Genomic DNA, 23309 nt, shown 5'->3' on the forward strand with positions numbered 1-23309 from the left:
CAGTCCCGCTCTATCGGGGACGTCTTTACTTCCGACATGCGGCGTATTTGAGCGGGGCTTCCCGAGAGGGAAGAGAGTCTCGTCGCGTCAGACACGCGAACGCCAGCAGCCATGCATCGACAAGGATAAGGTTCTCGTGAGCAAGCCGGTCAGGTCGCAACAAGATTCCACCCCATCGTCGCGCGCCATACCTGGCCGACGCCCCCTGGCGCAGTGGATCGCCGCCGCACTGGCGATGAGCGCCATGCACGCTCACGCCGGCGGACCGCCGCTGAGCCAGGCCTGGCTCGCCGGCCAGCGCAACACCAATGCAGCGCCCAGCCCCAGCGCCGGAACGCCAGGCAGTGGCCTGCCGGATACCAGCGGCCTGGCCGCCCAGACGTCGGGCCAATTGCTGCAGCAACGCGTGGTGCAGCAGTCCATCGCCAATCTCAACAACGCCGCCGCTGCCGTGGCTGCGCAGATGAACGCGCAGCAGGCCGCCCAGCTGGCCGCGCAGTCGCTGACCTCGCCGGTGCCCGACGGCATCACCGCGGGTGGCCTGCAGGTGGCGGCCGGCGTCTCCGGCAATCCGCTGCTCTGGCAGAACGCCAGCGCGCCGACGCAAAGCGTGGCCGCGGGCAAGACCACGGTGCAAGTGAAGCAGACGGCCCAGAAGGCCATCCTCACCTGGGACAGCTTCAACATCGGCCGCAACACCACGCTGTACTTCAACCAGAGCGGCGGCACGCAGTCGGACGGCAGCAACAACTGGATCGCGCTCAACCGCATCACCGATCCCAGCGGCAGGCCCAGCCAGATCTTCGGCCAGATCAAGGCCGAGGGCACGGTGTACCTGCTCAACCGCAACGGCATTCTGTTCGGTGCGGGGAGTCAGGTGAATACGGGGTCGTTGCTGGCCAGTTCGTTGAACCTGTTCAGCAGCGATGTGACGGCAAGCAATGCGGCGTTTCTCAGCGGGGGCATTGGAGCACAGTCGGCGGCGCAGGGATTTCTGTTCGACGGCAACTTCAGCGATGGCCGCAACCATGACGTGGTGATCGAGAAGGGGGCTTCGATCACGACCGGCAAGCAGGGTTTTGCGCTGATCGCCGCACCTAACGTGTCCAATGCCGGCTCGATCGTCGCGGATGACGGCCGGGCGATTCTTGCGGCTGGAACCCAGTTCGCCAATCTCGCCGGCGGCGCGCAAACGGCCGAGTTGCAACTGCTCAATATGGGCGGAGGCTCGGCGGCAAACCACATTCCCGGCACGGTCACGAATACCGGTGTAGTTCAATCCCGGCGCGGGGGAATCCAGCTACTCGGCTACAACGTCAATCAAGACGGCGTGGTGCTTGCGTCCACGAGCATCAGCTATCCGGGCAGCATCGAACTGACCGCGGCCGATATCGGTGGCGGGAGCCTCGCGGCGGGAGTCAGCTACGTTCTTCACGGTGCGCTGGTACTTGGGGCGGGATCGGTCACGGCGATTCTTCCGGAGAAGGATGGCAGCACGACATCGTCGACCGCGGCTGCGGACGCGGCCTTCCAGCGTAGCAGCCTGAGTTTGACGGGAAATACCGTCACGCTGCAGTCGGGATCATTGCTGGAAGCGCCCAGCGCCAATCTGTCCGTCACGGCGGTTGTCGACGACAAAGACAGCCGGGCCACGTCCGGTCGCATCTATGTCGATGACGGTGCGGTGGTGGACGTTTCTGGCCTGGCCAACGTCACCTTGCCCATGTCCGCGTTGCTGGTGAGCGTGCCCCGCATCGGCCAGAACGAACTGGCGGACTCGCCGCTGCTGCGGAACAGCTTCCTCTATACGCAGAAGAACGTGCTGGTCGACAGCACGCAGAGCGGCACGCGCGCCGACGGTCTGGACTGGGTCGGCAGTCCGATCCTCAACGTGGCCGGCTACGTGCAGAACGTGCCGCGCGACATCCTGCAGATGATGACCAAGGGCGGCAACGTCTCGCTCAGCGGCTCCGAAGTGATCGTGCGCAGCGGTGCACAGCTCAACCTCGATGGCGGCTACTTGTCGTATCAGGCCGGCTGGGTGAATACGCCCAACCTGCTCGGCGCGAACGGCCGCATCTATAGCCTTGCGGGCGCCGATCCCGACATGGATTACGTGGGCTTCGCCGGCAACTTCGCGGTGGATCATGCGCGCTGGGGCATCACCGAGAACTACAACAGCCCGTTGCTTTCGGGCGTAGGACGCTGGGATCCGGGTTTTGTGCAGGGTGCCGATGCCGGCAGCCTCACTGTCAACGCGGGCAATGCCCTGGTCATGGACGGCCAGATCACCGCTCAGTCGTTCGCGGGACGCGACCAGGTGGGGCAGGGCAAGCAGCCCAATGGCGGCACCTTCGCTCTCGATGCCACGGGGGCGTCGTACTACCAGCGCACCAACTACGCCAACGGCATCTCGCTGCAACAGTCGACGCTGACCCTTGAAGATCAGGTGCCCGACTTCGACGCGGACACGCCCTGGGAGACGGTCTACGCGACGCAGCCGGCAGATGTCTCCGGCAGCGCCGACTTGCGTTACTGGCTACCCGTCTCCGCCGACATGATCCGCGATGCCGGCTTCAGCAGCGTGAGTCTTACGAATCAATCGTCCAACACGAGTGGACAGATCGTGGAGCAGGCGGGTACCCAACTGGGCGTCAGGCCTGGTGGCAGCATTTCGCTGACGGGCTCGCATATCGACATATGGGGCGCGTTGAGTGCGCCGGCGGGCAGCATATCGATAACGAGCAGCGGGCCGGCGCTGGCAACGGCCAGTGCCACTTTGAGCGTCCAGGATGACGCCCCGCGCGACGCCAACATCACCATCGGATCTGGCGCCACGTTGAGCACGCGCGGCCTGTGGGTGAACGACAGCGGTCTTGCGGCCGACAATATGGTCGGCGATCGCTACGTGAATGGCGGCACGATCTCGCTGTCCACGCAGGAGGCGGCCGATTCGAACGATGCGAGCGACGTCACGGGATCCATCATTCTCCAATCGGGCAGCACGCTCGATGTGTCCGGTGGCGGTTACGTCTCACCGAACCGGCAGGTGGAATTGAGCCAAGGCGTTCCGGTGGGGCACGGCGGCGATATCGCATTGACGACCTACGCCGCCAACAATGGCGTCGAGGCTTTTACTTCCGGCGGCGCACCTACTTCGGCGCTGGACGGCGCCTCGCTGGTGCTCGATGGCACATTGCTGGGCAATGGTTTCAGCGGCGGCGGCTCGCTCAGCCTGCAGGCGTCGGACATTCTGATCGGTGGCGATCCGGCGGCGATGCCGCTGACGAACGGCTTGTATCTCGATCCGTCTTTCTTCACCGGCAAGGGTTTCGACAATTACGCGCTCACGGCGGTCACCGATGGCACGATTGCCGCGGGGACGCAGATCCATGTGGTTCGCGACAATCTGCTACCCAACTACCAGGCATTGCTCACCGCGCCGACGGGCACGGACCTGTACGCCACGGACGCGTCGCATCCCAACGGGATCTTTGCGACTGTCGGTACGCTGGATGCCTATCATCGCTATGTCACACGCGACACTTCCGCCGGCCACGGCCCTGGCTTCTCGCTGAGTGCGGGCCAGTATCTGGAATGGAACAGCGGGATTCCCCGGCCGGCTCCGACCTATGCAGGCGTCAGTGGCGCGGTCACGCTGGGCGACGGCGCGAGCATCGATGTCGACGCGGGTGGCAACGTCACGCTGGCAGGCAAGCAGGCTGTCACCGTGCTCGGTGATATTTCCGCGCCCGGCGGTGACATCAGCATTTCCACCCCCCAGTTTGTCCGGGCTTCCTATCTGCCGGCCGCTCTGCAGGAAGTGTGGCTGGGTTCGTCCTCGACGCTGGATGCATCGGGTGTCGCACTGATCGATCCCTGGGCGCAAGGCGTCAATGCGGTCAATCCCGCCACGGGCGTACTGGGCCAGATCGTGCCGCGCACCGGCACCGTGCTCGATGGCGGCCAGGTGTCGCTGGCGGCCAATGGCGGCTACCTCGTGGCGCAACAAGGCAGCACCATCGACGTGGCCGGGGCGTCGGATACGTTCGACCTTCCCACCGCAGTCGGCGCGCTGGGCAACACCATCCAGTACGTCGCTACGCCGGTATGGAGCGACGCTGGCAGCATCGCGCTGTCGGCGGCGGCCGGACTCTATTTCGACGGGCGCCTGCAGGCGCAGGGCGGTGCGTCGCAGGCCGAAGGTGGCAGCCTCAGCATCACTGGCCTGACCCATCTGCAGAATCAGGCTTTGCCCGGTGCCAACGCGATCATCCTGCAGCAGTCCGGGTTCTTCGTGCCCGACGGGCTGGAAGCGGGGATGACGCCGGAGCAGGGCGCGCCTTCGGGCGTACTGCATTTCGCGGTCGACCGTTTGACGGATTCGGGCATCAGCTCGCTGACCATCGGCCCCGACCCCTCGAACACGAAACTCGGCGCGTTGACCGTTACCCCGCTCGCGTTCGCAGGCGACGTGACGCTGTCGCTCGGTCGCTCCTTCGTCGCCAACGCCTCGGCTTACCTGGCGTTGCCACAAGGCGCTACTTCGATCGCTTCGGGCAGTTCCTATACGACTGGCAGCGGACAGGTGCAGATCAATGCGCCATACGTCAATCTGACCGGCGGCGTCGCGCCGACTACGGCACCCGTGGCGAAGGCCGGCGATGGCATGCTGCAGGTCAATGCGGATTACATCGATCTCGGCGGCTGGTTGAATCTGCAGGGCTGGGCGAACGCGGGCTTTACCTCCAGCAGCGACATCCGCTTCGACGCGCCGCCGAATCTTGCCTATCTCAGTGGCACGCGCCGCGCCGGCATGCTGTTCACCACCGGCAATCTGCAATTGAAGGCGGCGCAGATCTATCCCGCCAGCGACTATTACTTCGTGATCGACGCCAACGGATCGGGCATCAAGGATGCGTCGGGCCAAACGCTCTCGACCACCGTGACGATCCTTCCAAACGGCAGCAGCAGCGCGCCGTTGTCGGCCGGCGGCGCACTGCTTATCAGCGCGGACCACATCGAGCAGGAAGGCACGCTGCGCGTTCCGTCGGGTACGCTGGTGCTGGGCGTCAGCGATCCGGCGGCCCAAGCCGCTGCATTTGGCATCAATCCGAGCTTGTTCCCGTTGGCGACGACGGAGTCGGTGCATCTGGCACCAGGCAGCCTGACGTCGGTGTCGCTCGATGGGCAGACCGTGCCGTACGGCACTACCATCGATGGCGTCGAATGGCGCTACAACGGTGATCCGCTCACCGACTCGCCGGATCTCACCTCGGCGCCTTCCAAGCAGATCGAGCTGTACGGCGGTACGCTGTCGCTGGACGCCGGTGCGGGCATCGATGTGTCCGGTGGCGGCCATCTGCAGGCGGCGGAATGGGTGGCGGGTACCGGCGGTTCGCGCGATGTGCTCTCTCAGTACAGCGTCAGCTACGTCAACAGCACCACCGGCACGCAGGTGCCGCAGTACGCGGATGGTCGCGCGATCTACGCCATCATTCCCGGTTACTCCTCGCCCGTCGCAGCACAGGATGCGTCGCTCCAGAACGGCGCGGGCGCGGGCCCGGCCGTGGGGCAGCAGATCTACCTGGCGGGCGCGCCCGGCCTGCCTGCGGGTTACTACACCTTGCTGCCGGCGAAATACGCGACCTTGCCGGGCGCCTATCGCGTCGTGCAGGACACCAGTGCGATCGATACGGTGCTCGGCCGCAGTTCGACGCAGCCCGATGGCACACTCAGCGTCAACGGCTATTTCGCCGATGCGCTGAGCGGCGCACGCGATGCGCGAAATACCACGTTCCTGCTGCAGTCGGCCAAGGTATGGGAGCAGTACTCGCAGTACACGCTCAGCGATGCGGACACTTTCTTCTCCAACCTGGCATCGAAGAGCGGCGATGTCGCACCTGCCGCGGTGGCCGACGCGGGGCGTCTTGCGCTCGCCGCCGGCCAGACGCTCAATCTCGGGGCCTCGTTGACGGCAACGCCGGCCAGCGGCGGTCGAAGTTCGCTGGTGGACATAGCGGCGCAGGCGATCGACGTAGTGAGCGCCGGCCAATCCGGTATGGATGGCTATCTGACATTGACCAGCGACGGACTGAATGCGCTGGGCGCCGGTAGCCTGTTGCTCGGTGGTACGCGTCAGCTGACCGGCGATGGCTATCAGGTCACCGTGTCTGCAGACAGTGTGCTGCTGTCCAACGATGCGGCGCATCCACTGCAGGGTTCGGAAGTCGTGCTGGTCGCCAACGGCCTGGGGCATGCGGGGGCGCAAGGCGTCGTGCTGGAGGATGGCAGTGCGCTGTACGCCACCGGCGCCGCGTCGGGGGCCGCCAGCGTGCCATTGGTGTTTGGCGTCAATGCCGGCACCGATGCGAATGGCAACGCCATTGCGGGCGTCAACGGCGACGGTGCGCTGCTGCGCGTCTCGCAGAACGGCGCGGCCGGCATCGTGCGCAACAACACCTCGACCGCGGGCGTGGGACAACTCGTCATCGGCGCGGGTGCACATGTGGCAGGTGGCAGCGCGCTCACGCTGGATGCCACGGGCTCCACCAACGTGGATGCCAGCGCGGCGTTGTCAGCGCAGGCCATCGACAGTTACAGCAATCAGATCTCGTTCGTCGGCAGCAACGGCTCCGTGGCCGCCGGTACCGGCGGGTTCGTCATCGGTGCCGACACGCTCAACCTGCTGCGCAATGCACAGAGCGTGACCCTGCGCAGCCGGGGCGACATCGGTTTCTACGGCGATGTGGATGTAGACCTCGCGCACGATCTTGGCCTCAGCGCCGGCGCGTTCACCAGCGACGGTGGCTCGGTCGAAATCACCGCCGATCGCGTCAGCCTGTCCAACGATCTCGGTGCGAGCAATCCGGCATTCACGGCGGGCAAGGGCCAGCTGTCCATCCACGCCAACGAAGTGGATTTCGGCGCGGGTGATACCGGCCTCAGCGGTTTCGCCGGCTTCTCCGCGACGGCGGCCCAGGTGATGAAGGGGCAGGGCACCGGCTCATTCAATGCGGGTGCGATCGACGTCAATCTCAACACGCCACTGTTGCTCGCCGACAACGCGGCAAACACGCAGTTGACGACCACGGGCGCACTCAACATCGCGGGCACGCCGGGCACCGCCGTACCGGTCGATGTGATGGGCGGCGCGCTGCAGTTGACGGGTGGTTCGGTATCCGTCGATACGGCAATCGCCGCGCCGGCGGGCAACCTCACCATCGATGCGACTCAAGGCGATTTCACCGTGGGCGGCAACGGCAAGTTGTCCGTGGCCGGCATCAACAAGACGTTCTACGACACCACGACCTATGCACCGGGCGGTGCACTGAGTCTCACATCGGAGCATGGCGCGGTGAATCTCGCGTCGGGTTCCCTGCTCGACTTCTCCGGTGCGGCTGCCGGTGGCGATGCAGGCAGCCTTGCGATCCAGGCGGGTACGCAGGCGACCTTCGACGGTGCGTTGTCGGGTGGTGCGCAGCAGGGTTATCGCAGCGGCTATTTCACGCTCGGCAGCGGCGGTGCGGTCGATCTCGACGCGTTGGTGGATCTTGCCAACGCTGCAGGGGCATCCGGCCTGTTCCAGGTGGTCAGCGGCGCCGGCAACCTGAGCCTGGCCTCCGGACACACACTGGCGGCGCAGCAGGTGTATCTCAGCGCCAACGGCAGCGACGCAGGCGGTGGCCAGGTGCTGATCGACGGCACCATCAATGCCGCGGGCCACGCCGGCAGCACCATCGCGCTGTTCGGCAACAAGGGCGTGGATGTCGAGGGCTCGCTCATCGCGACCAGCGACATTCCCGAACAGCGTGGTGGCACGGTCACCATCGCCACCAGCGGAACGCCGGATGGCACGCTCAACGGGACCTATGGCTACGAGAACGTGCAGGCCGCAGATTCCGGCCGCATCCAGATCGGTGCCAGCGCGAAGATCGATGTGTCGGGCGGCTCGCCGGACGCGGGTGGTTCGCTGAGCCTGCGCGCTCCGCTGCTGGCCAACGGCGACGTTCAGATCGGCGTGGACGGCCAGATCGTGGGCGCACGCGTCGTGACCATCGAGCCTTATGCGATCTGGAGCACCAAGGACGCTTCTACCGATCCGGCCAAGCATTTCGACGGCGTGATCGATCCGGCTGGCTGGTACCAGTTCAACACGGCAGGCACCATGGTGCCTGGCAAGTGGGCCGATGCGTCGGGCAAGATTCTCGACGCGCCGACCGATGCCGCCACCTTGGCGCAGTACCTGCAGAACGACTACTTCATCCCGGACAGCGTGGATGCCGCGCATGCCGGTTTCTACGGCTACATCGGCGGCGATGCGAGCAACGGTGCCGGCACGCTGATGTCCTACGTGCAGCAGCCGGATTACAGCTTCGGCAATCGCTACGCGAACATCGCCAACGTGCAGGTTCGCCCGGGCATCGAGCTGGACAATCCGGCGGACGGGGCGCAGCAGGGCAAGATCTCGGTCCTGACCAACTGGAATCTTGGTGCAGGCACCACCCAGTCCGATGGCAGCATCGTGCTGGCGTACCGCTACCAGGGATTGGCGCCCATTCTTACGGTACGCGCCGCCGGCGATCTGGACGTCCAGGCCAGCATCACCGATGGTTTCTATCAACAGAACGACGGCGCGACGCTGGCTGATCCGCCGGTTCCACCGCCGCCGGTCAACGACAATGGATACGCCAACGCGTTGGCGGCGTATCAGAAGTCCGAGCAGTATCTGACCGCCAACGGCATCTGGAACGGCACGATCAACCTGAAGTCCGGCACGGTGGCGCAGGGCATGACGCCCGGTGGCGGCACGGTCAGCATCACGTCCGATCCGTATTACCAGGCCATCCAGGCGCCGCTCAGCGGCCAGTCTGCAAACTATTACACCAACTACGACGCATACATTGGCGAGGTCGGTGACGGTACCGGTACGGCCACGACCCAGTGGGCGATCGCCTTTGGCAACATCAACGGCTTCGCCGCTCGCCATTTCCTGATCTACACGCCGACGCCGCTGGTGGCACCGCAGCCGGGCAACTACACCAGCTACAGCGCCTACGTAACGGCTTATCAGAGCTGGCTGCAGAGCAATTTCGCGCTGAGTCCGGTGACCAAGCGCAACACCACGCCGTCGCCGCTGCTGCTGCCCATCGATACGGACTACACGGCCTACACGACCGATTACGCCAGCTACATCACCGGCCACAACGCGTACTACAACTACGTCTATACCAAGGTGGGCAGTCCGACCTCGGGCACGGAGCTGTTCTACGCGCCGTTCGCGCCAGCGACGAATCCGGCCGATCCACTGTATGCGCAGGCCTTGAGTGCGTACCAGAAAACGCAGCAGTATCTGGATGCCAACGGCATCTGGAACGGCACGATCAACCTGAAGTCCGGCACGGTGGCGCAGGGCATGACGCCCGGTGGCGGCACGGTCAGCATCACGTCCGATCCGTATTACCAGGCCATCCAGGCGCCGCTCAGCGGCCAGTCCGCGAACTATTACACCAACTACGACGCATACATTGGCGAGGTCGGTGACGGTACCGGTACGGCCACGACCCAGTGGGCGATCGCCTTTGGCAACATCAACGGCTTTGCCACTCGCCATTTCCTGATCTACACGCCGACGTCGCTGGTGGCGCCGCAGCCGGGCAACTACACCAGCTACAGCGCCTACGTGACGGCTTATCAGAGCTGGCTGCAGAGCAATTTCGCGCTGAGTCCGGTGACCAAGCGCAACACCACGCCGTCGCCGCTGCTGCTGCCCATCGATACGGACTACACGACCTACACGACCGATTACGCCAGCTACATCACCGGCCACAACGCGTACTACAACTACGTCTATGCCAAGGTCGGCAGTCCCACCTCGGGCACGGAGCTGTTCTACGCGCCGTTCGCGCCGGCCAGCAATGTGGCTTCGTCGGGCAGCAGCACGACGGTTGACGTGCCGGCGAGCGCGGCGGACAACAGTCCGTCCAACATGCCGTCGCTGGGAAGCCCTGCATCGCTTGCCTCCGCCACATTGCTTGGAGGATCGAGCACGTCGTATCGCCTGGTGGCCGGCGCGCAGATCGGCGCGGTGGATCCGCTGGCGACAGACGCCGGGGCGGGCGACGTCACGTTCGACGGACATTTCGCCGTTGTCGATGCGCTGACTGCTCCGAGCAAGAACAGCTTCAACAACAAGACGCTGCTGTTCCCGACCACGGTGCGTACAGGCAGTGGCTCGATCGACATTGCCGCTGGTGGCGACATCGACTGGCTCGACAGTGACGCGCCTGCGGTGGTCTATACCGCCGGCGTGCCCGCTGACGGCACCAGCGTGAACACCGACGTATCGGTGATTCGCCCCAACTGGATCAACTCCAGTGTGGCGACGTTGCCGTACATGCTCAGCACTGGGCAGGTGAATCCCGATCAGGGTGGCGACCTGAGCTTGCAAGCGAAGGGAAGCATCAATGGCATCCAGGATGTGCTCGATACGACGGGCAATGTGACCAAGGCTGGCGCAGGCACCGATATCTCGCAGTACTGGTGGCCGTGGATGCAGACGGGCAACGCAGCGGATGGTCTTGCGTCGTCGATCAACTTTTCCAGCTTCGGCCAGGGCGTGATGAGCGCCGGCGGCAATGTGACCGTTGACGCTGGCGGCAACATCAACCAGCTGCAGGTGTCTCTGCCGACCACCTGGTATGCCAATGCGGACGGCACCGGCGTCACTACCGTGGGCGGCGGCAACCTCGACGTGCGCGCTGGCGGCGACATTCTCAGCGGCAGCTATTTCGTGTCCAAGGGCGCCGCCGACATTCGGGCGGGTGGCGGCATCGGCAGCGACGTGAATTACAAGGTGCCCAGCTCGATCCCGGTCTATGGCGGCATTGCCAGCGACGTTTCCACGTTGTTCGCCTTGCAGGACGCGCAGTTCGACGTACAGGCGCGCACCGGCATCGACATCGGCGGCATCTACAACCCGTCGTACCTTGGCGGCTCGATACAGGGAGGTATCAATCTGGTACTTCCCGCCGGTCATTTCGACTCGCAAAGCTTCAGTGCCTCGTCGTCCTTCAGCGCCTCCGCGACACAGGGCAATGTCGTGCTCGACAGCCTGAGCGTGCCGGGCATGCTGTTTACCTACGGCGCGACTGGAGCCCTCAACCCTGGCGCGGTGTTGCCGTCGTCGTTGAACCTGCAGGCGCTGTCCGGCGACCTGGACATTGAGGGCGCCGGTTCGCTGTATCCCTCCGCGAATGGCAATCTGAGCTTGCTGGCCTCGGGCAACGTGAATCTGAGCCAGCAGGTCTACACCATGATCGGGCAGAGTGTTGGCAGCGCCGACTACCTGTTCGGTTTGGTTGACGCGCCTGCCAGTCTGCTGCCGTCCGCGCTCGATCCGACAGGCTCCACCAGTGCGGGCGGTACCGGGTTGAACTATTGGGGACTTGGTTACCTCGACGGTCCTCAAAGCGCGGAACTACATTCGCCGACGCCGCTTCACGGCGACGACACCCAGCCGGTGAGGATCTACGCACTGCAGGGCGATATTGTCGATGGCATCGTGCAGCCGTCGAGCGGCTTCCAGTATCGATCGCTGGAACTGCTGCCCAACAAGCAGGCGCTGATCTACGCGGGCCGGGACATCGTGAACCTTGCGTTCGTGGGTCAGCATCTGCGTGATGCGGATATCACGCGCATCGCCGCGGGTCGCGACATCTACGACACGCCGGTCACGACGACGTTCAGGAACATCGGCCCCGCGGCGGCGAAGGACCCGGGCGCCTATGAGCTGGCGCCCGGCCTCTTGCTCGGCGGCCCGGGCAGCTTCCTTGTGGAAGCGGGCCGCAATATCGGCCCGCTGACCAGTCAGGCAGAAATCGGCGGCAATGCCTCGGTGAAGGACACTGCCAATGGTGCGTATACCGGCATCGACAGTATCGGCAACACGGTCAATCCCTACTTGCCCCATGCGAGCGCGGACATCGATGTGCTGTTCGGCGTTGGCCCGGGTGTCGCCGTCAGCGATTTCGTGGCGCATTACGTGGATGCCAGTACCGACGGCATGAACCTGATGCCCGAGCTGGTTGATTTCATGGAGCGCCGGATAGCCGGGCAGGTGATCGACACGGGTTTCGCGCAGGACAAGGTGACGGTGAACCTGACGCCGGAACAGGCGCGGGAGCTTTTTGCGCAGCAGCCCGACTACGTGCAACGCCAGTTCGTCTCGCAGGCGCTCTTCACCATCCTGGCGCAAGTGGGTGCGGACTATAACGATGCCGCCAGCCCTTACTTCGGCCAATATTCGCGCGGCTACGACGCGCTCGGCACGTTGTTCCCCGCATCCTACGGCTATACGGCCAACGGCACCGGCGAAGGCGGCATCAATGGTGCAGCCAAGACGGTGGATACCGGTGATCTGGACATCCGCAGCTCTACCATCCAGACCCAGCAGGGCGGCAACATCACCATCCTTGGGCCGGGCGGCCAGGCACTGCTCGGCAGTGCATCGGCACCGCCGGTGATTACCAACAGCGCAGGCAATGTCGTCGCCGGCCCCAATAGCATGGGCGTGCTGTCCCTGGAGAAGGGCAACATCAACATGTTCACCGACCGTAGCGTGCTGCTTGCGCAGAGCCGCATTTTTACGGAGCAGGGCGGTGACCTGGTGATGTGGAGTTCCAACGGAGACATCAACGCGGGGCAGGGCGCCAAGACAACAGCGGAGATTCCGCCGCCGAGCTACCTCTGCTCCATCGATGCATGGTGTCTGATCGATGCACGCGGGCAGGTGAGCGGCGCGGGCATCGCAACGCTGCAGACCGTTCCGGGTGCGCCCGAAGGCAATGTGTACCTGATCGCGCCGCGCGGCACGGTGGACGCAGGTGATGCGGGCATTCGCGTCTCAGGCAATCTCATCGTCGCGGCGGCCCAGGTGGCCAACGCCGACAACATCCAGGTGCAGGGCGAGAAGATCGGCGTGCCGGTGGCGGCATCCGTCAATATTGGCGCACTCAACGCGGCAAGCGCCGCCGCCAACGCGGTCAACAAGGCCGTCGACGACGTGAGCCGGCAGCAGCAGGACGATGCGCGCGGCAAGATGCCTTCGGTGATCTCGGTGCAGGTGCTCGGTTTCGGCGATGGCACGGGTGCGGTCGACGACAGGAACCGCCGTCGTCGCTACGACCCCAATAGCCCGGTGCAGGTGCTTGGCGCGGGACAGTTGAGCATGCGTGCGCGCGATCAATTGACGCCAGAGGAACGTGCCCAGCTGACGGAGTAAACGACGCTTTTTATCGAACACCCCGTCGTGGCGGATCGTCTTCTTCCCCTCGGCCACGGCGGGGGCTTCACCGAATGGATATGGATTGATCTTCCATTCGCAATGAAAAATCAGCAATTCAACGATCCCGGCCGGTTAATTCAGGCCGGACAGGGTTCTTTGTCGCGGATTTTCGACATTGAACTCGAATGTCGTCTATGGATTATTAATTCTGATGACCATGGAGATACCCGGACATATCCGGGACGACGGTCGCCTGGCCGCATTTTCGCTGGCGCTGAGGGAACTCATCGAGGCGCATCAGGACAAGGCCGCCGAACGAATGATCGGTCAGTGCAGCCGGGCGTTCTCGAGGCGTCTGCTCGAATTTCCCGTCGTTGCATGGCACGCGCGTTCCAGTTACGTGGTGCGAAATCGCCTGCGCCGTAAAATTGACACGGTGCCCGATGAATTGGCCTTGGACACGCTGCTGCCGCTGGTTTCCGTGCTGAATGTCTGGTGCCAGGAAGGCCGGCGCGCCGCCGTGCGATCGGTCGTTCGAGAAATGGGTGGCGCCGATCTCAACGAACTTTCCGCAAAGCCCGGACTCGATATCGAAGTTGCGACGATGATTCGCGAATTTATCGAATAGAAAATAAAAGTGTGATTTGCGTCGTGATTTTATCGTGCATGCAATATTCATGCTTTCATCACCTGCATTACATCGTTTATGTCGATGCCAATTTGTCTAATTGAATTAGCATTTTCCGGTAATCGCGCCGTCATGTTTTTCTACTTCTATTCTTAATCGCGTCGTCACTGATGCCGCGTAGAACTGATTACGCCTCCATTCGGGAGGTTTTTTCTGCCAAGGGGTAATGTCATGATTTTCGGGTCTAATGGAAATGCCCGCATGAAGGCGCTGGCGGGTGCGCTCGTTCTTGGTATGGCCGCTGTTGCATCGGCCGCTCAGGCTGGTACCACCCTGGTGGGTGGCGGTGCCACGCTGCCGGCGCTTGGTTACGGTGGTGACGTCACGAATCGTCAGATCACGCCCATCTCCGGTTCGTTCCTGGGTGCTTACTCCGCCGTGTCGGGCAACCCGCAGGTTTCCTACTGCCAGACGGGCAGCGGCGCGGGCAAGAACATCCTGGCGGGTGCTGCCGGCAACAACGTGCAGAACTCCTGCGCTGGTCTCGCCGTGGGCACGCCCACCCCGACCGGTTTCGGCGCTCCGGCCGCTGGCCGTAGCGACCTGGTCCGTCCGAACTTCGCCGGCGCCGATGCTCCGCTGTCGCTGACCGAGTTCAACACCTACGTCTCCAACGTCTCCAGCCTGCCGGTGCAGCAGCCGGTGATCGCTGGCTCCGTCGCCATCGCCTTCAACAACCCGGACATCGGTTCGCTGGACCTGACCGAAGAGCAGGTTTGCGGCGTGTTCAGTGGCGCGATCACCAACTGGAGCGATCTTGCTCCGGGTGCCACGGGCAAGATCACGGTGGTGTATCGCTCGGATGGCAGCGGCACCACGTTCGCTTTCAGCAACCACCTGTCGCAGGTGTGCGCCGCCCAAGGTGCCAACCACTTCGTGACCGACCAGGCCTTCACCACCGTGGACAGCCTGTTTGGTCTGCCCAGCGGTTCGGTTGGTCAGAGCGGCAACCCGGCCGTGGCGACCTTCGTTGCCAACAACCCGGGCACCATCGCCTACGTCGAGTCCGCCAACGCGGGTGCTCTGCTCAGCCAGTACGCGACGATCAATGGCCTGGACCCGTTCGCTAACTTCGGTGGCTCGCCGGTCACCATCAGCAGCTCCGACGTTGTTTATAACCAGGCAATCAACGGTGCGGACGCCAACGGCCGCCCGGTGCTCGCCTCCATGAGCGGCACCAGCCCGACCAGCACCTGCATCGCGCTGGTGAAGCCGGACGCTTACGCCACGCAGCCGGCCGGCACGTACCCGATCGTTGCCATCTCGTACTTCCTGGCCAACAGCGCCAACAACGGTTCGGATCTGACCGCTGTGCGGAACCTGATGTGGGCTCCGTACAACACCGCGATCACGGCCAATGCCGGTACCCCGGGCGCTCCGGTGCAGACCGTCGGCCCGTTCACCGGTCTGTCGTTCCTCAACAACACGACCGCCAACCAGACCAAGCTCAACGCCTGCATGAACTGATCCATCGTAAGTAGTTTGCCGTGGAATGTGGGAGAGGGCTTTTGTCCTCTCCCACGTTTTCGCGTAGGTGCCTCGCCATTTGTCGTTGCCTCAGTTGACTGGACGAGGTTGCTGTCTTGAATCCGGATATCGGGCTGCTTCCGTCTTCTCTGCAAGGAGTTCGACATGCTTGTCCCGTTCAAGAATGCTCGTGTGTGAAGACGCCTCATGGCGCGTTCGCCGGAACCATGTTGTTTCAGCGGCACACGCAAGATCCACGCCGGAGGGAAGGTTTTTGCATGGATAGGAAACGCAATCTGTCATCCTCGTGTGCCAGCCTGCGATCATTCACTGCGTAATGGATGGATCATGTCTTCGCAGGTCGCTACCCGTGCCCAACAGGATGTGTTGCCGGCGGACGAGACGTCGCTCTTCCGCGAACTGCTTTCGCGGGGCCGGTTGAAGGAAGTGGACCTTGTGCGCGCCCGTCGCCTGCACGAGGAATCTCCTGACGGCACGCTCACTGCGCTGATGGCACGCCTGGGCTTGGTGTCCGAGCGCGATCTGGCCGAAGCGTGGTCGGAGCTGCTGCGCACACCTCTGCTGTCGATGCGCGATGCGCCGGATATGCCCCCGGCGGAGCTGGACATCTCCGCCCGCTTCCTCAAGCAACAGCATGTGGTGCCGGTGCGAGTGGACGAGGATGGGTTGGGCCTGGTCGTCTCCGACCCGGCTGATCCGTACCCGTTGCAGGCGATCCAACTGGCCGCCGGGCGACCGGTCGTAATGCGCATCGGCCTGCGTTCGGAGATCGACGATCTGATCGAGCGCTATTACGGCTCCGGCCGTTCCGCGATGGGCACCATCGTTGAGAACCTCGACGGCAGCGCTGCCGTGGAAGACGATGTGGAGCACCTGCGCGACCTTGCTTCCGAGGCGCCGGTGATCCGCCTGGTCAATCTCATTCTCCAGCGCGCGGTGGAACAACGTGCGTCGGACGTGCATATCGAGCCGTTCGAAAATCGCCTGAAGGTGCGTTACCGCATCGATGGCGTGTTGCACGAAGTGGAAGCGCCGCTATCCAGTTCGACGGCCGCGGTGATCTCGCGCGTGAAGATCATGGCCAAGCTCAACATTGCCGAGCGCCGCCTGCCGCAGGATGGCCGCATCCAGCTGCGTGTGCAGGGCAAGGAGTTGGACTTGCGCGTGTCCACCGTGCCGACGAGTTTCGGCGAGTCGGTGGTGATGCGTATCCTGGACCGCGAGTCGGTGGTGTTCGACTTCGCCTCGCTCGGCTTCACCGATAACTTCCAGCAGCGCTTCGTCGACGTGCTGGAGCGGCCGCACGGCATTCTGCTGGTCACGGGTCCCACCGGCTCCGGTAAGACCACCACGCTGTACACCGCACTGTCGCAGATCAATACGCCCGACGTGAAGATCATCACCGTCGAAGATCCGGTGGAATACCAGATCGAGGGCATCAACCAGATCCAGGTGAAGCCGCAGATCGGGCTGGATTTTGCGGGCGCCTTGCGCTCCATCGTGCGCCAGGATCCGGACGTGATCATGATCGGCGAAATGCGCGATCTGGAGACCTGCCGCATCGCGATCCAGTCCGCGTTGACGGGTCACCTGGTGCTGTCGACGCTGCATACCAATAGCGCCGCCGGCGGCATCACGCGCCTGCTCGACATGGGCGTGGAGGACTATCTGCTCGGCTCCACCGTCAACGGCATCCTGGCGCAGCGTCTGGTGCGCCGGCTCGATCCGGAGACGGCGACGTCCTATGAAGCGCTGCCCGAGGTGATCGAGCAGTTCGAGCTGCACAAGTACACCGACGAGCGTCCGATCCGGTTGTGGAAGCCGGGTACCAGTGCGGCCAATCCCACCGGTTATCGCGGCCGCCGCGCCATCATGGAATTCCTGGTGATGACCGATCCGCTGCGGCGGCTGGTGATGCAGCGGGCGGACGCGGGCGAGATCGAACGGGCCGCGCGCGCCGAGGGTATGCGCACCATGTACGAGGATGGCATCGCCAAGGCCGTGGCCGGCGTCACCACCCTTGAGGAGGTGTTGCGTGTTACGCAGGAAGGCTGAGGCATTGGCTCTAGCTCCCTCTCCCCTCCGGGGAGAGGGCTGGGGTGAGCCCCGAAAAGGGGGTAAAGGGCGGGTGCTTGCGAGAGCGTCCGCGCTTGCAGCGTCGCCCGTTGTGACGTTCCCGCGAGCACCCACCCTTTACCCCCTTTTCGGGGCTCACCTCAATCCTCTCCCCGAAGGGGAGAGGAGGGTGGCATCGCCATGACGCAATTCCGCTATCGCGCCGTCAGCGCCGCCGGTGAAACACTGCAGGGCCAGATGGAAGCGGCGAGCCTCGAGGAGGTGGTGAGCCGCCTGCAGGACCAGGGCCACACGCCGCTCGATGCGCACGCCGCCGACAGCGGTACCGGTGGCAGCGGCATGGCGGGCTGGTTCAAGCGCGGCGCCTTTACCGGCGATCAGCTGGCGCAGTTCACCCATCAGCTGGCGACTTTGCTGGGTGCCGGCCAGCCGCTGGATCGCGCGCTCGGCATCCTGATGGATCTGCCCGAAGGTGCCAGCGCCAAGCAACTGATCGAGCGTGTACGCGATCGCGTGCGCGGCGGCACACCGCTGTCGCAGGCGCTGGACGATGAACACAGCGTGTTTCCCAAGCTCTACATCAGCCTGGTGCGTGCGGGCGAGGCGGGCGGTTCGCTGGAGGACACGCTGCGCCGCCTGGCCGATTACCTGGAACGCTCGCAGCAGTTGCGCGGCAGCATCATCAATGCGCTGATCTATCCGGCCTTCCTGATGGTCGGCGTGCTCGGTTCGCTGCTGCTGTTGCTGGCGTACGTGGTGCCGCAGTTCGTGCCGATCTTCGAAGACATGCAGGTGCCAATCCCACTGATCACGCAGATCGTGCTGGCGGTGGGCAACACCTTGCAGACCTGGTGGTGGGCCATCGGCATCGTGCTCATTGTGGGCGTACTGATCGCCCGCTCGCGCCTGCGCGATCCGGCCGCGCTACTGGCCTGGCATACGCGCCTGCTGACCATGAAAGTGATCGGTCCCTTGATGCTCAAAGTGCAAACCGCACGCATCGCCCGCACGCTCGGCACGCTGCTCAAGAACGGTGTGCCGCTGCTCACCTCGCTCGGCATCGCGCGCCAGGTCACCGCCAACAAGGCACTCGACCTGGCGCTGGCGCAGGCCTCCGAGCAGGTGAAGGAGGGCACCGGCCTGTCCTTCGCGCTGGCCCAATCGCAACGCTTCCCCCGCCTCGCCCTGCAGATGGTGCAGGTGGGCGAGGAGGCCGGCCAGCTCGACACCATGCTGCTGAAGGTGGCCGATACCTTCGAGCTGGAAAGCCGCCGCGCCATCGACCGCCTGCTGGCGGCGCTGGTGCCGGCGCTGACCATCGTGATGACCTTGCTGGTGGCGGTGATCATGGCGGCGATTTTGCTGCCCATGCTCGATCTCACCAGCCACATTCAGTAAATCCCTTTCGAACGACGATGAGGTACCCCATGCGACAAAGGACTTTCGGCCGTCACCCGGCGGCACGCGGTTTCACCCTGCTGGAAATGCTGGCGGTGATCGTGTTGATCGGCATCATCGGCGCCGTGGTGGTCACCCAGGTCGGCAAGAACGTCGACAAGGGCAAGTACGGCGCGGGCAAGGCCCAACTCACCACGCTGAGCCAGAAGATCGAGAACTACGCACTCGACAACGGCGCCCCGCCGCAGCAGTTGCAGGACCTGATGGTGAAGCCGGCCAATGCGCGCAACTGGCAGGGGCCGTATGCGAAGGAGTCGGAGCTGCACGATCCGTGGGGCCATGAGTTCGGCTACAAGGTGCCGGGCGATCACGGTGCGTTCGACCTGGTCTTCTACGGCCAGGACGGCAAGCCCGGCGGCGACGGTTACAACGCCGACGTAGGCAACTGGCAGTAGGCATGAAGGTGAAGTCGCCACGCATCGGTATCGACCGTACGTCACGTGCGGCGCGCGGCTTCACCCTGCTCGAAATGCTCGCCGTGATCCTGCTGATCGGCATCGCGGCGGCCGCTGTCGCCGTGTCGGTCACGCAAGGGTTGGCCAGTGCGCGCGTAAATGCGGCCAGCGGCGAACTGGCCGCCGCGCTGCGTGGCGTGCGCACGCAGGCGATCGTGCATGGCAATGAACATACCTTCGATGTCGATACGCGTGACAACACCTATCGCGCCGACAACGGTCCTTCGGTGCGCCTGCCGTCGGGTATGAAGTTAGGGATCACCAGCGCGAAGGAAGATCAGGTCAACAGCCATACCGGCCGCATCCGTTTCTTTCCGGACGGCAGTTCTACTGGCGGCCACATCACGCTGCAGCGCGAGCAGCGCCAGTGGCGCGTCAACGTGGCATGGCTCACCGGTGCGGTGAGTGTGGCTGATGTGAGTCCGAAGCGATGACGCGGCACGCGCGCGGCTTCAGTTTGCTGGAGGTGATCGCCGCCATCCTCTTGCTGGCGCTTGCGTTCGCGGCGCTCCTGCACGTGGCGGGGGCGTCTCTGCATCTGGCCGACCAGTCGGGCCAGATCAGCCGGGCCGATATGTGGGCGCAGGCGAAGCTCGACGCCCTGGGCGTGGCCGAGCCGCTGGTCGTCGGCGAAAGCGATGGCGACTTCGGCAAGGACTATCGCTGGCACCTGCGCGTTGCTCCCTGGCAGGACGACACTCTTCCCGCGGACAGTCCGCTCGCGCTATACCGCGTCGATCTGGATGTGCGGTGGGGTTCGAAGCGTCGTCCTCACACGCTTCGCTATACCACGCTGCGGGCCATCGAAGAGCCTGTGTCACTTGTGCGGAGTGCGCGATGAAACGCGTCCGTGGCTTCAGTCTGCTGGAAGTGCTCAGCGCACTGGCCTTGCTCAGCATCCTGCTGGTAGGCGTGCTATCCGGCATACGGACCGCTACGAAGATGGTCGGTGCCGGGTCGCGTGCGATGGAGCAAGTCGACGAGATGCGCTCCGCACAGCGTTTCATTCGCCATGACCTGCTCCAGGCGCGCGCCATTCCATGGAAGGTGGACGGCAAGGGCGTCCCTATTGTGTTCGAGGGCGACGAGCAGCGCATCCAGTTCGTTGGGCCACTCCCCGGCTACCTCGACCGCAATGGCCCGCAGTTGCAGACCCTTGCGCTGGCCAGCGACGGCAACGGCGCATTCCAGCTCGAACTCAGCAGCGACGGCATGAGCCCGACGGGCGCCACGCATGGCATTGGGTTCTCGCCGGAACCGTTGGCGGAAGGCATTGCCAGAGGGCGTTTTCGTTACTACGGAAGCGTGGACGGGAAAAGCGCGAAGGCATGGATGAACCAATGGCATGTCGCCGGCCGCATGCCAGAGCTGGTCAGCGTCGAGCTTCAGCGCGGAGACGACGGCGAGCCCTGGCTGCTGGTGCAAACGCCGATCCGCCAGAGCGCCGATGCGGTAAACAGTCGCGCGTTGGCGAGGCTGTTGCCTAACGCCACGCAATACTGATGGCACAAAAATGTCGTCTTACACTGCAATGCTGGATGTTCCTCGCTGCACAAACTCGAGTTTCCACGGGAAGACAGGGATGCCCGCCGCTCAGTTCGATCCGTTTGGTCATCGCCAGCGCGGCATTGCCTTGCTGGTCGTGCTGTGGGCCTGCACGCTGCTGGCCATTCTGCTCGGCGGATTCGCCACATTGGCACGCACCGAGGCAACGCAGACGCGCTACCTGGCGACGCGGGCACAATTGCGATATCTCGCCGAGGCAGGCGTGTCGCGTGCACTCGCGGAGATCACCGCAAAGAATGGCGGCGGATGGATCGGCGATGGCCGCACGTACGGTCTGAGCATCGACGGCCAGCGCGTGGAAGTCCGCATCGTGGACGATCTGGGCAAGGTCGATATCAACACGGCCGACCCCGCGGTGCTGCGGAACCTGTTTGTCGCGGCGGGCCTCGATGCGGGGGCGGCATCGACGCTTGCGGACAATGTTCGCGAATCGCGAGACCCCACCGGCGCGTTCAATCGGGAAGAAGGTACGCAGCGTTACGCGCAAGCGGGGCTGACGCAGGGTCCTCGATACAGCGTTTTCAGCATGCCCGACGAAATTCAGTCGGTGCTGGGCATGACGCCGGCGCTGTATCGAACGATCGCGCCGTTGCTCACGGTGTGGTCGCATCGCCAGCAACCGGCGCCTGCCTTTGCGCCCACCTTGGCGTTGGCGTCGCTGCCCGGTATGGACCTGGCGACCGCCCAGCGATTTGCTTCACTGAGAGCTTCCTTGAATCCGCGGATGCCACCGCCGATGCTTCCCAATGGCACTCCCATGGGAAGCGCGCGTGGCGGCGTGGTAAGAACGATTGTGGCATCCGCCTCGTCGCCGGACGGCACTGTCGCGCGTATCAGTGCCACGATTCGGCTGCCACGCCAGCCCGGTCGCGGAAGCTATTCCGTGCTTCGCTGGCAAGAGGACGCCGCGGAATGAACGCGTCGATGCAGATGTGGCGCGATACCGCCGTACGCCTGTGGCAACGCTGGCCCTTATCGCGCCTATGCCGCTGGTGGCTGGGAGAACTGGCGGCCATGGTTCCGGTTTCGATGCGCCACCGACTCTCGCAAGATGCCGATTGGCATGTCATCGAGTGGATGGAAGGGGAGTGGCAACTGCGCCGTGCCGATGACGCGATGCCCATGGCCAGCTGGAGCGACGCGCTAGCCATCGATCAGCAACAGGCGATCATCGGGAAGGCGTTTGATGGGACTTCGCCAGACACCTTGCGGCTGGTGTTGCTCGTGCCCGGTGCATGGGGCTTGCGTCGCCGCATCGCATTTCCGGTTGCCAGCCGTGATCGGCTGGAACAGGCGGCCGCGTATGAGATCGATCGGCAGACGCCTTTCCGAGCCGCGCAGGTCTTCCATGCCTTGGGTGCCACCACCTTGGTGGCGAATGGTACGCGGCTGCAAACGGACCTGGTGGTAGTGCCGCGCGCGATGCTCGAACCGTTGCTGGTGAAGCTGAGTGCGCTGGGCATATCGCTGGACGCAGTGGATGTTCGACTCGATGGCGGGCGGCTTGGGGCGAACCTGCTTCCGGAGGGCGACCGGCCGAGGCGTGTCAACCGCCGGCTGCGGCTCAATCTTTGCTTGTTCGCAGGTGCCTGCATTTTGCTCGTTCTTTCCTTGCTGCAGTGGTTGCACAACCGTGAGGCCGCGCTCCAGGTCATGCGCGACGAAGTGGCGCGCATGCAAGGCGATGTCCAGGCGGTTTCAACCTTGAGGCAGACGCTGCAGGACCACGCGGGAGCAACCGGCTTCCTGGCGCAGCGTAAGAAGGGAGACACGAGTGCCCTGTCGATTCTGCAGGAACTATCGTCGCGGCTTCCGCAGAATGCATGGCTGGAGCGGTTGACCATCGATCACGCCGGCCAGATCGGCATGCAAGGGCAGGGCGCGCAGGCAGCGTCGTTGCTGGAAGCACTGAAGGGATCGCAGTGGCTGGTTGAGCCTGCTTTTCAGGGATCGATCCAGAAGGAGCCATCCACCGGCAAGGAACGCTTCTACATGGTCGCGCAGCTGCGCAAGGCCGCCGAGGCGAAGCCTAAAGCGCCGGCCGCCGCAGGGAGCGCGCCATGAAGCTGACCGCGCTCAAGCCGCGCGAGAGTCGCATCGCCGCCGTGCTGCTGTTGCTGGTGGTGTTGGTGATCGCCTATTTCGCCTTGCTGCACTGGTGGTTCGTGGCGCCGCTGCAGTCGATTCGCGCGGAGATGGACGATCTGCGCGACACGCATGCGCGTTACGCCGCCGCCATCGCCGAGAAGCCGCAACTGCAGCAACGCATTGCCGCGATGGGCGCGGGGCAGGC

General features: G+C 64.2%; 11 protein-coding genes and 1 pseudogene. All 12 read left to right on the top strand.

What is annotated here, in order from left to right; translation table 11 throughout:
• Window positions 1-136: 136 nt before the first annotated feature.
• The gene (locus ISP20_RS19820) at window positions 137-13282 is read left to right on the top strand and encodes a filamentous haemagglutinin family protein (RefSeq protein ID WP_204637868.1); all 13146 of its coding nucleotides are present in this window, start codon (window positions 137-139) and stop codon (window positions 13280-13282) included.
• 178 nt (window positions 13283-13460) lie between these two features.
• Window positions 13461-13913: a hypothetical protein gene (locus ISP20_RS19825; protein ID WP_204637869.1), complete on the top strand. Its 453-nt coding sequence runs from the start codon at window positions 13461-13463 to the stop codon at window positions 13911-13913.
• A 261-nt stretch (window positions 13914-14174) separates the two neighbouring features.
• Window positions 14175-15440, top strand: a complete 1266-nt coding sequence (locus tag ISP20_RS19830) for a substrate-binding domain-containing protein (protein ID WP_204637870.1) — start codon at window positions 14175-14177, stop codon at window positions 15438-15440.
• A 348-nt stretch (window positions 15441-15788) separates the two neighbouring features.
• Window positions 15789-17516: a type II secretion system ATPase GspE gene (gene gspE, locus ISP20_RS19835; RefSeq protein WP_239536193.1), complete on the top strand. Its 1728-nt coding sequence runs from the start codon at window positions 15789-15791 to the stop codon at window positions 17514-17516.
• A gap of 201 nt (window positions 17517-17717) precedes the next feature.
• Window positions 17718-18935, top strand: coding sequence for a type II secretion system inner membrane protein GspF (gspF, locus tag ISP20_RS19840; protein ID WP_204637871.1), 1218 nt, complete (start codon window positions 17718-17720; stop codon window positions 18933-18935).
• Between the two features lie 29 nt (window positions 18936-18964).
• Entirely contained in the window at window positions 18965-19390 is a 426-nt protein-coding gene (gspG, locus tag ISP20_RS19845) for a type II secretion system major pseudopilin GspG (RefSeq protein WP_204637872.1), read from the top strand.
• Window positions 19391-19392: 2 nt separating this feature from the next.
• A complete protein-coding gene (locus ISP20_RS19850) occupies window positions 19393-19884 on the top strand; it encodes a GspH/FimT family pseudopilin (protein ID WP_204637873.1) in 492 nt (163 codons plus the stop codon).
• Entirely contained in the window at window positions 19881-20291 is a 411-nt protein-coding gene (locus ISP20_RS19855; RefSeq protein ID WP_204637874.1) for a prepilin-type N-terminal cleavage/methylation domain-containing protein, read from the top strand. The genes ISP20_RS19850 and ISP20_RS19855 overlap by 4 nt, the downstream gene beginning before the upstream one ends.
• Entirely contained in the window at window positions 20288-20953 is a 666-nt protein-coding gene (locus ISP20_RS19860; protein ID WP_204637875.1) for a prepilin-type N-terminal cleavage/methylation domain-containing protein, read from the top strand. Before ISP20_RS19855 ends, ISP20_RS19860 begins: the two co-directional genes overlap by 4 nt.
• Window positions 20954-21032: 79 nt before the next feature.
• Entirely contained in the window at window positions 21033-21932 is a 900-nt protein-coding gene (locus ISP20_RS19865) for a type II secretion system minor pseudopilin (protein WP_204637876.1), read from the top strand.
• On the top strand, window positions 21929-23080 hold the full coding sequence (locus tag ISP20_RS19870; RefSeq protein ID WP_204637877.1) for a PilN domain-containing protein: 1152 nt from the start codon (window positions 21929-21931) through the stop codon (window positions 23078-23080). The genes ISP20_RS19865 and ISP20_RS19870 overlap by 4 nt, the downstream gene beginning before the upstream one ends.
• Window positions 23077-23309 (top strand): annotated as a pseudogene (locus ISP20_RS19875) (type II secretion system protein GspM); the annotation flags it as partial. The gene ISP20_RS19870 and the pseudogene ISP20_RS19875, both read left to right, overlap by 4 nt.

The sequence above is a fragment of the Dyella kyungheensis genome, assembly GCF_016905005.1.
GTDB classification, from domain to species: domain Bacteria; phylum Pseudomonadota; class Gammaproteobacteria; order Xanthomonadales; family Rhodanobacteraceae; genus Dyella; species Dyella kyungheensis.

Excerpts from the sequence above, each read along its gene's own strand:
- ISP20_RS19870 (WP_204637877.1), top strand. The coding sequence starts at position 21,929 with ATGAACGCGTCGATGCAGATGTGGCGCGATACCGCCGTACGCCTGTGG.
- gspF (WP_204637871.1), top strand. The coding sequence starts at position 17,718 with ATGACGCAATTCCGCTATCGCGCCGTCAGCGCCGCCGGTGAAACACTG.
- ISP20_RS19850 (WP_204637873.1), top strand. The coding sequence starts at position 19,393 with ATGAAGGTGAAGTCGCCACGCATCGGTATCGACCGTACGTCACGTGCG.
- ISP20_RS19860 (WP_204637875.1), top strand. The coding sequence starts at position 20,288 with ATGAAACGCGTCCGTGGCTTCAGTCTGCTGGAAGTGCTCAGCGCACTG.
- gspG (WP_204637872.1), top strand. The coding sequence starts at position 18,965 with ATGCGACAAAGGACTTTCGGCCGTCACCCGGCGGCACGCGGTTTCACC.
- ISP20_RS19855 (WP_204637874.1), top strand. The coding sequence starts at position 19,881 with ATGACGCGGCACGCGCGCGGCTTCAGTTTGCTGGAGGTGATCGCCGCC.
- ISP20_RS19865 (WP_204637876.1), top strand. The coding sequence starts at position 21,033 with ATGCCCGCCGCTCAGTTCGATCCGTTTGGTCATCGCCAGCGCGGCATT.
- gspE (WP_239536193.1), top strand. The coding sequence starts at position 15,789 with ATGTCTTCGCAGGTCGCTACCCGTGCCCAACAGGATGTGTTGCCGGCG.
- ISP20_RS19830 (WP_204637870.1), top strand. The coding sequence starts at position 14,175 with ATGAAGGCGCTGGCGGGTGCGCTCGTTCTTGGTATGGCCGCTGTTGCA.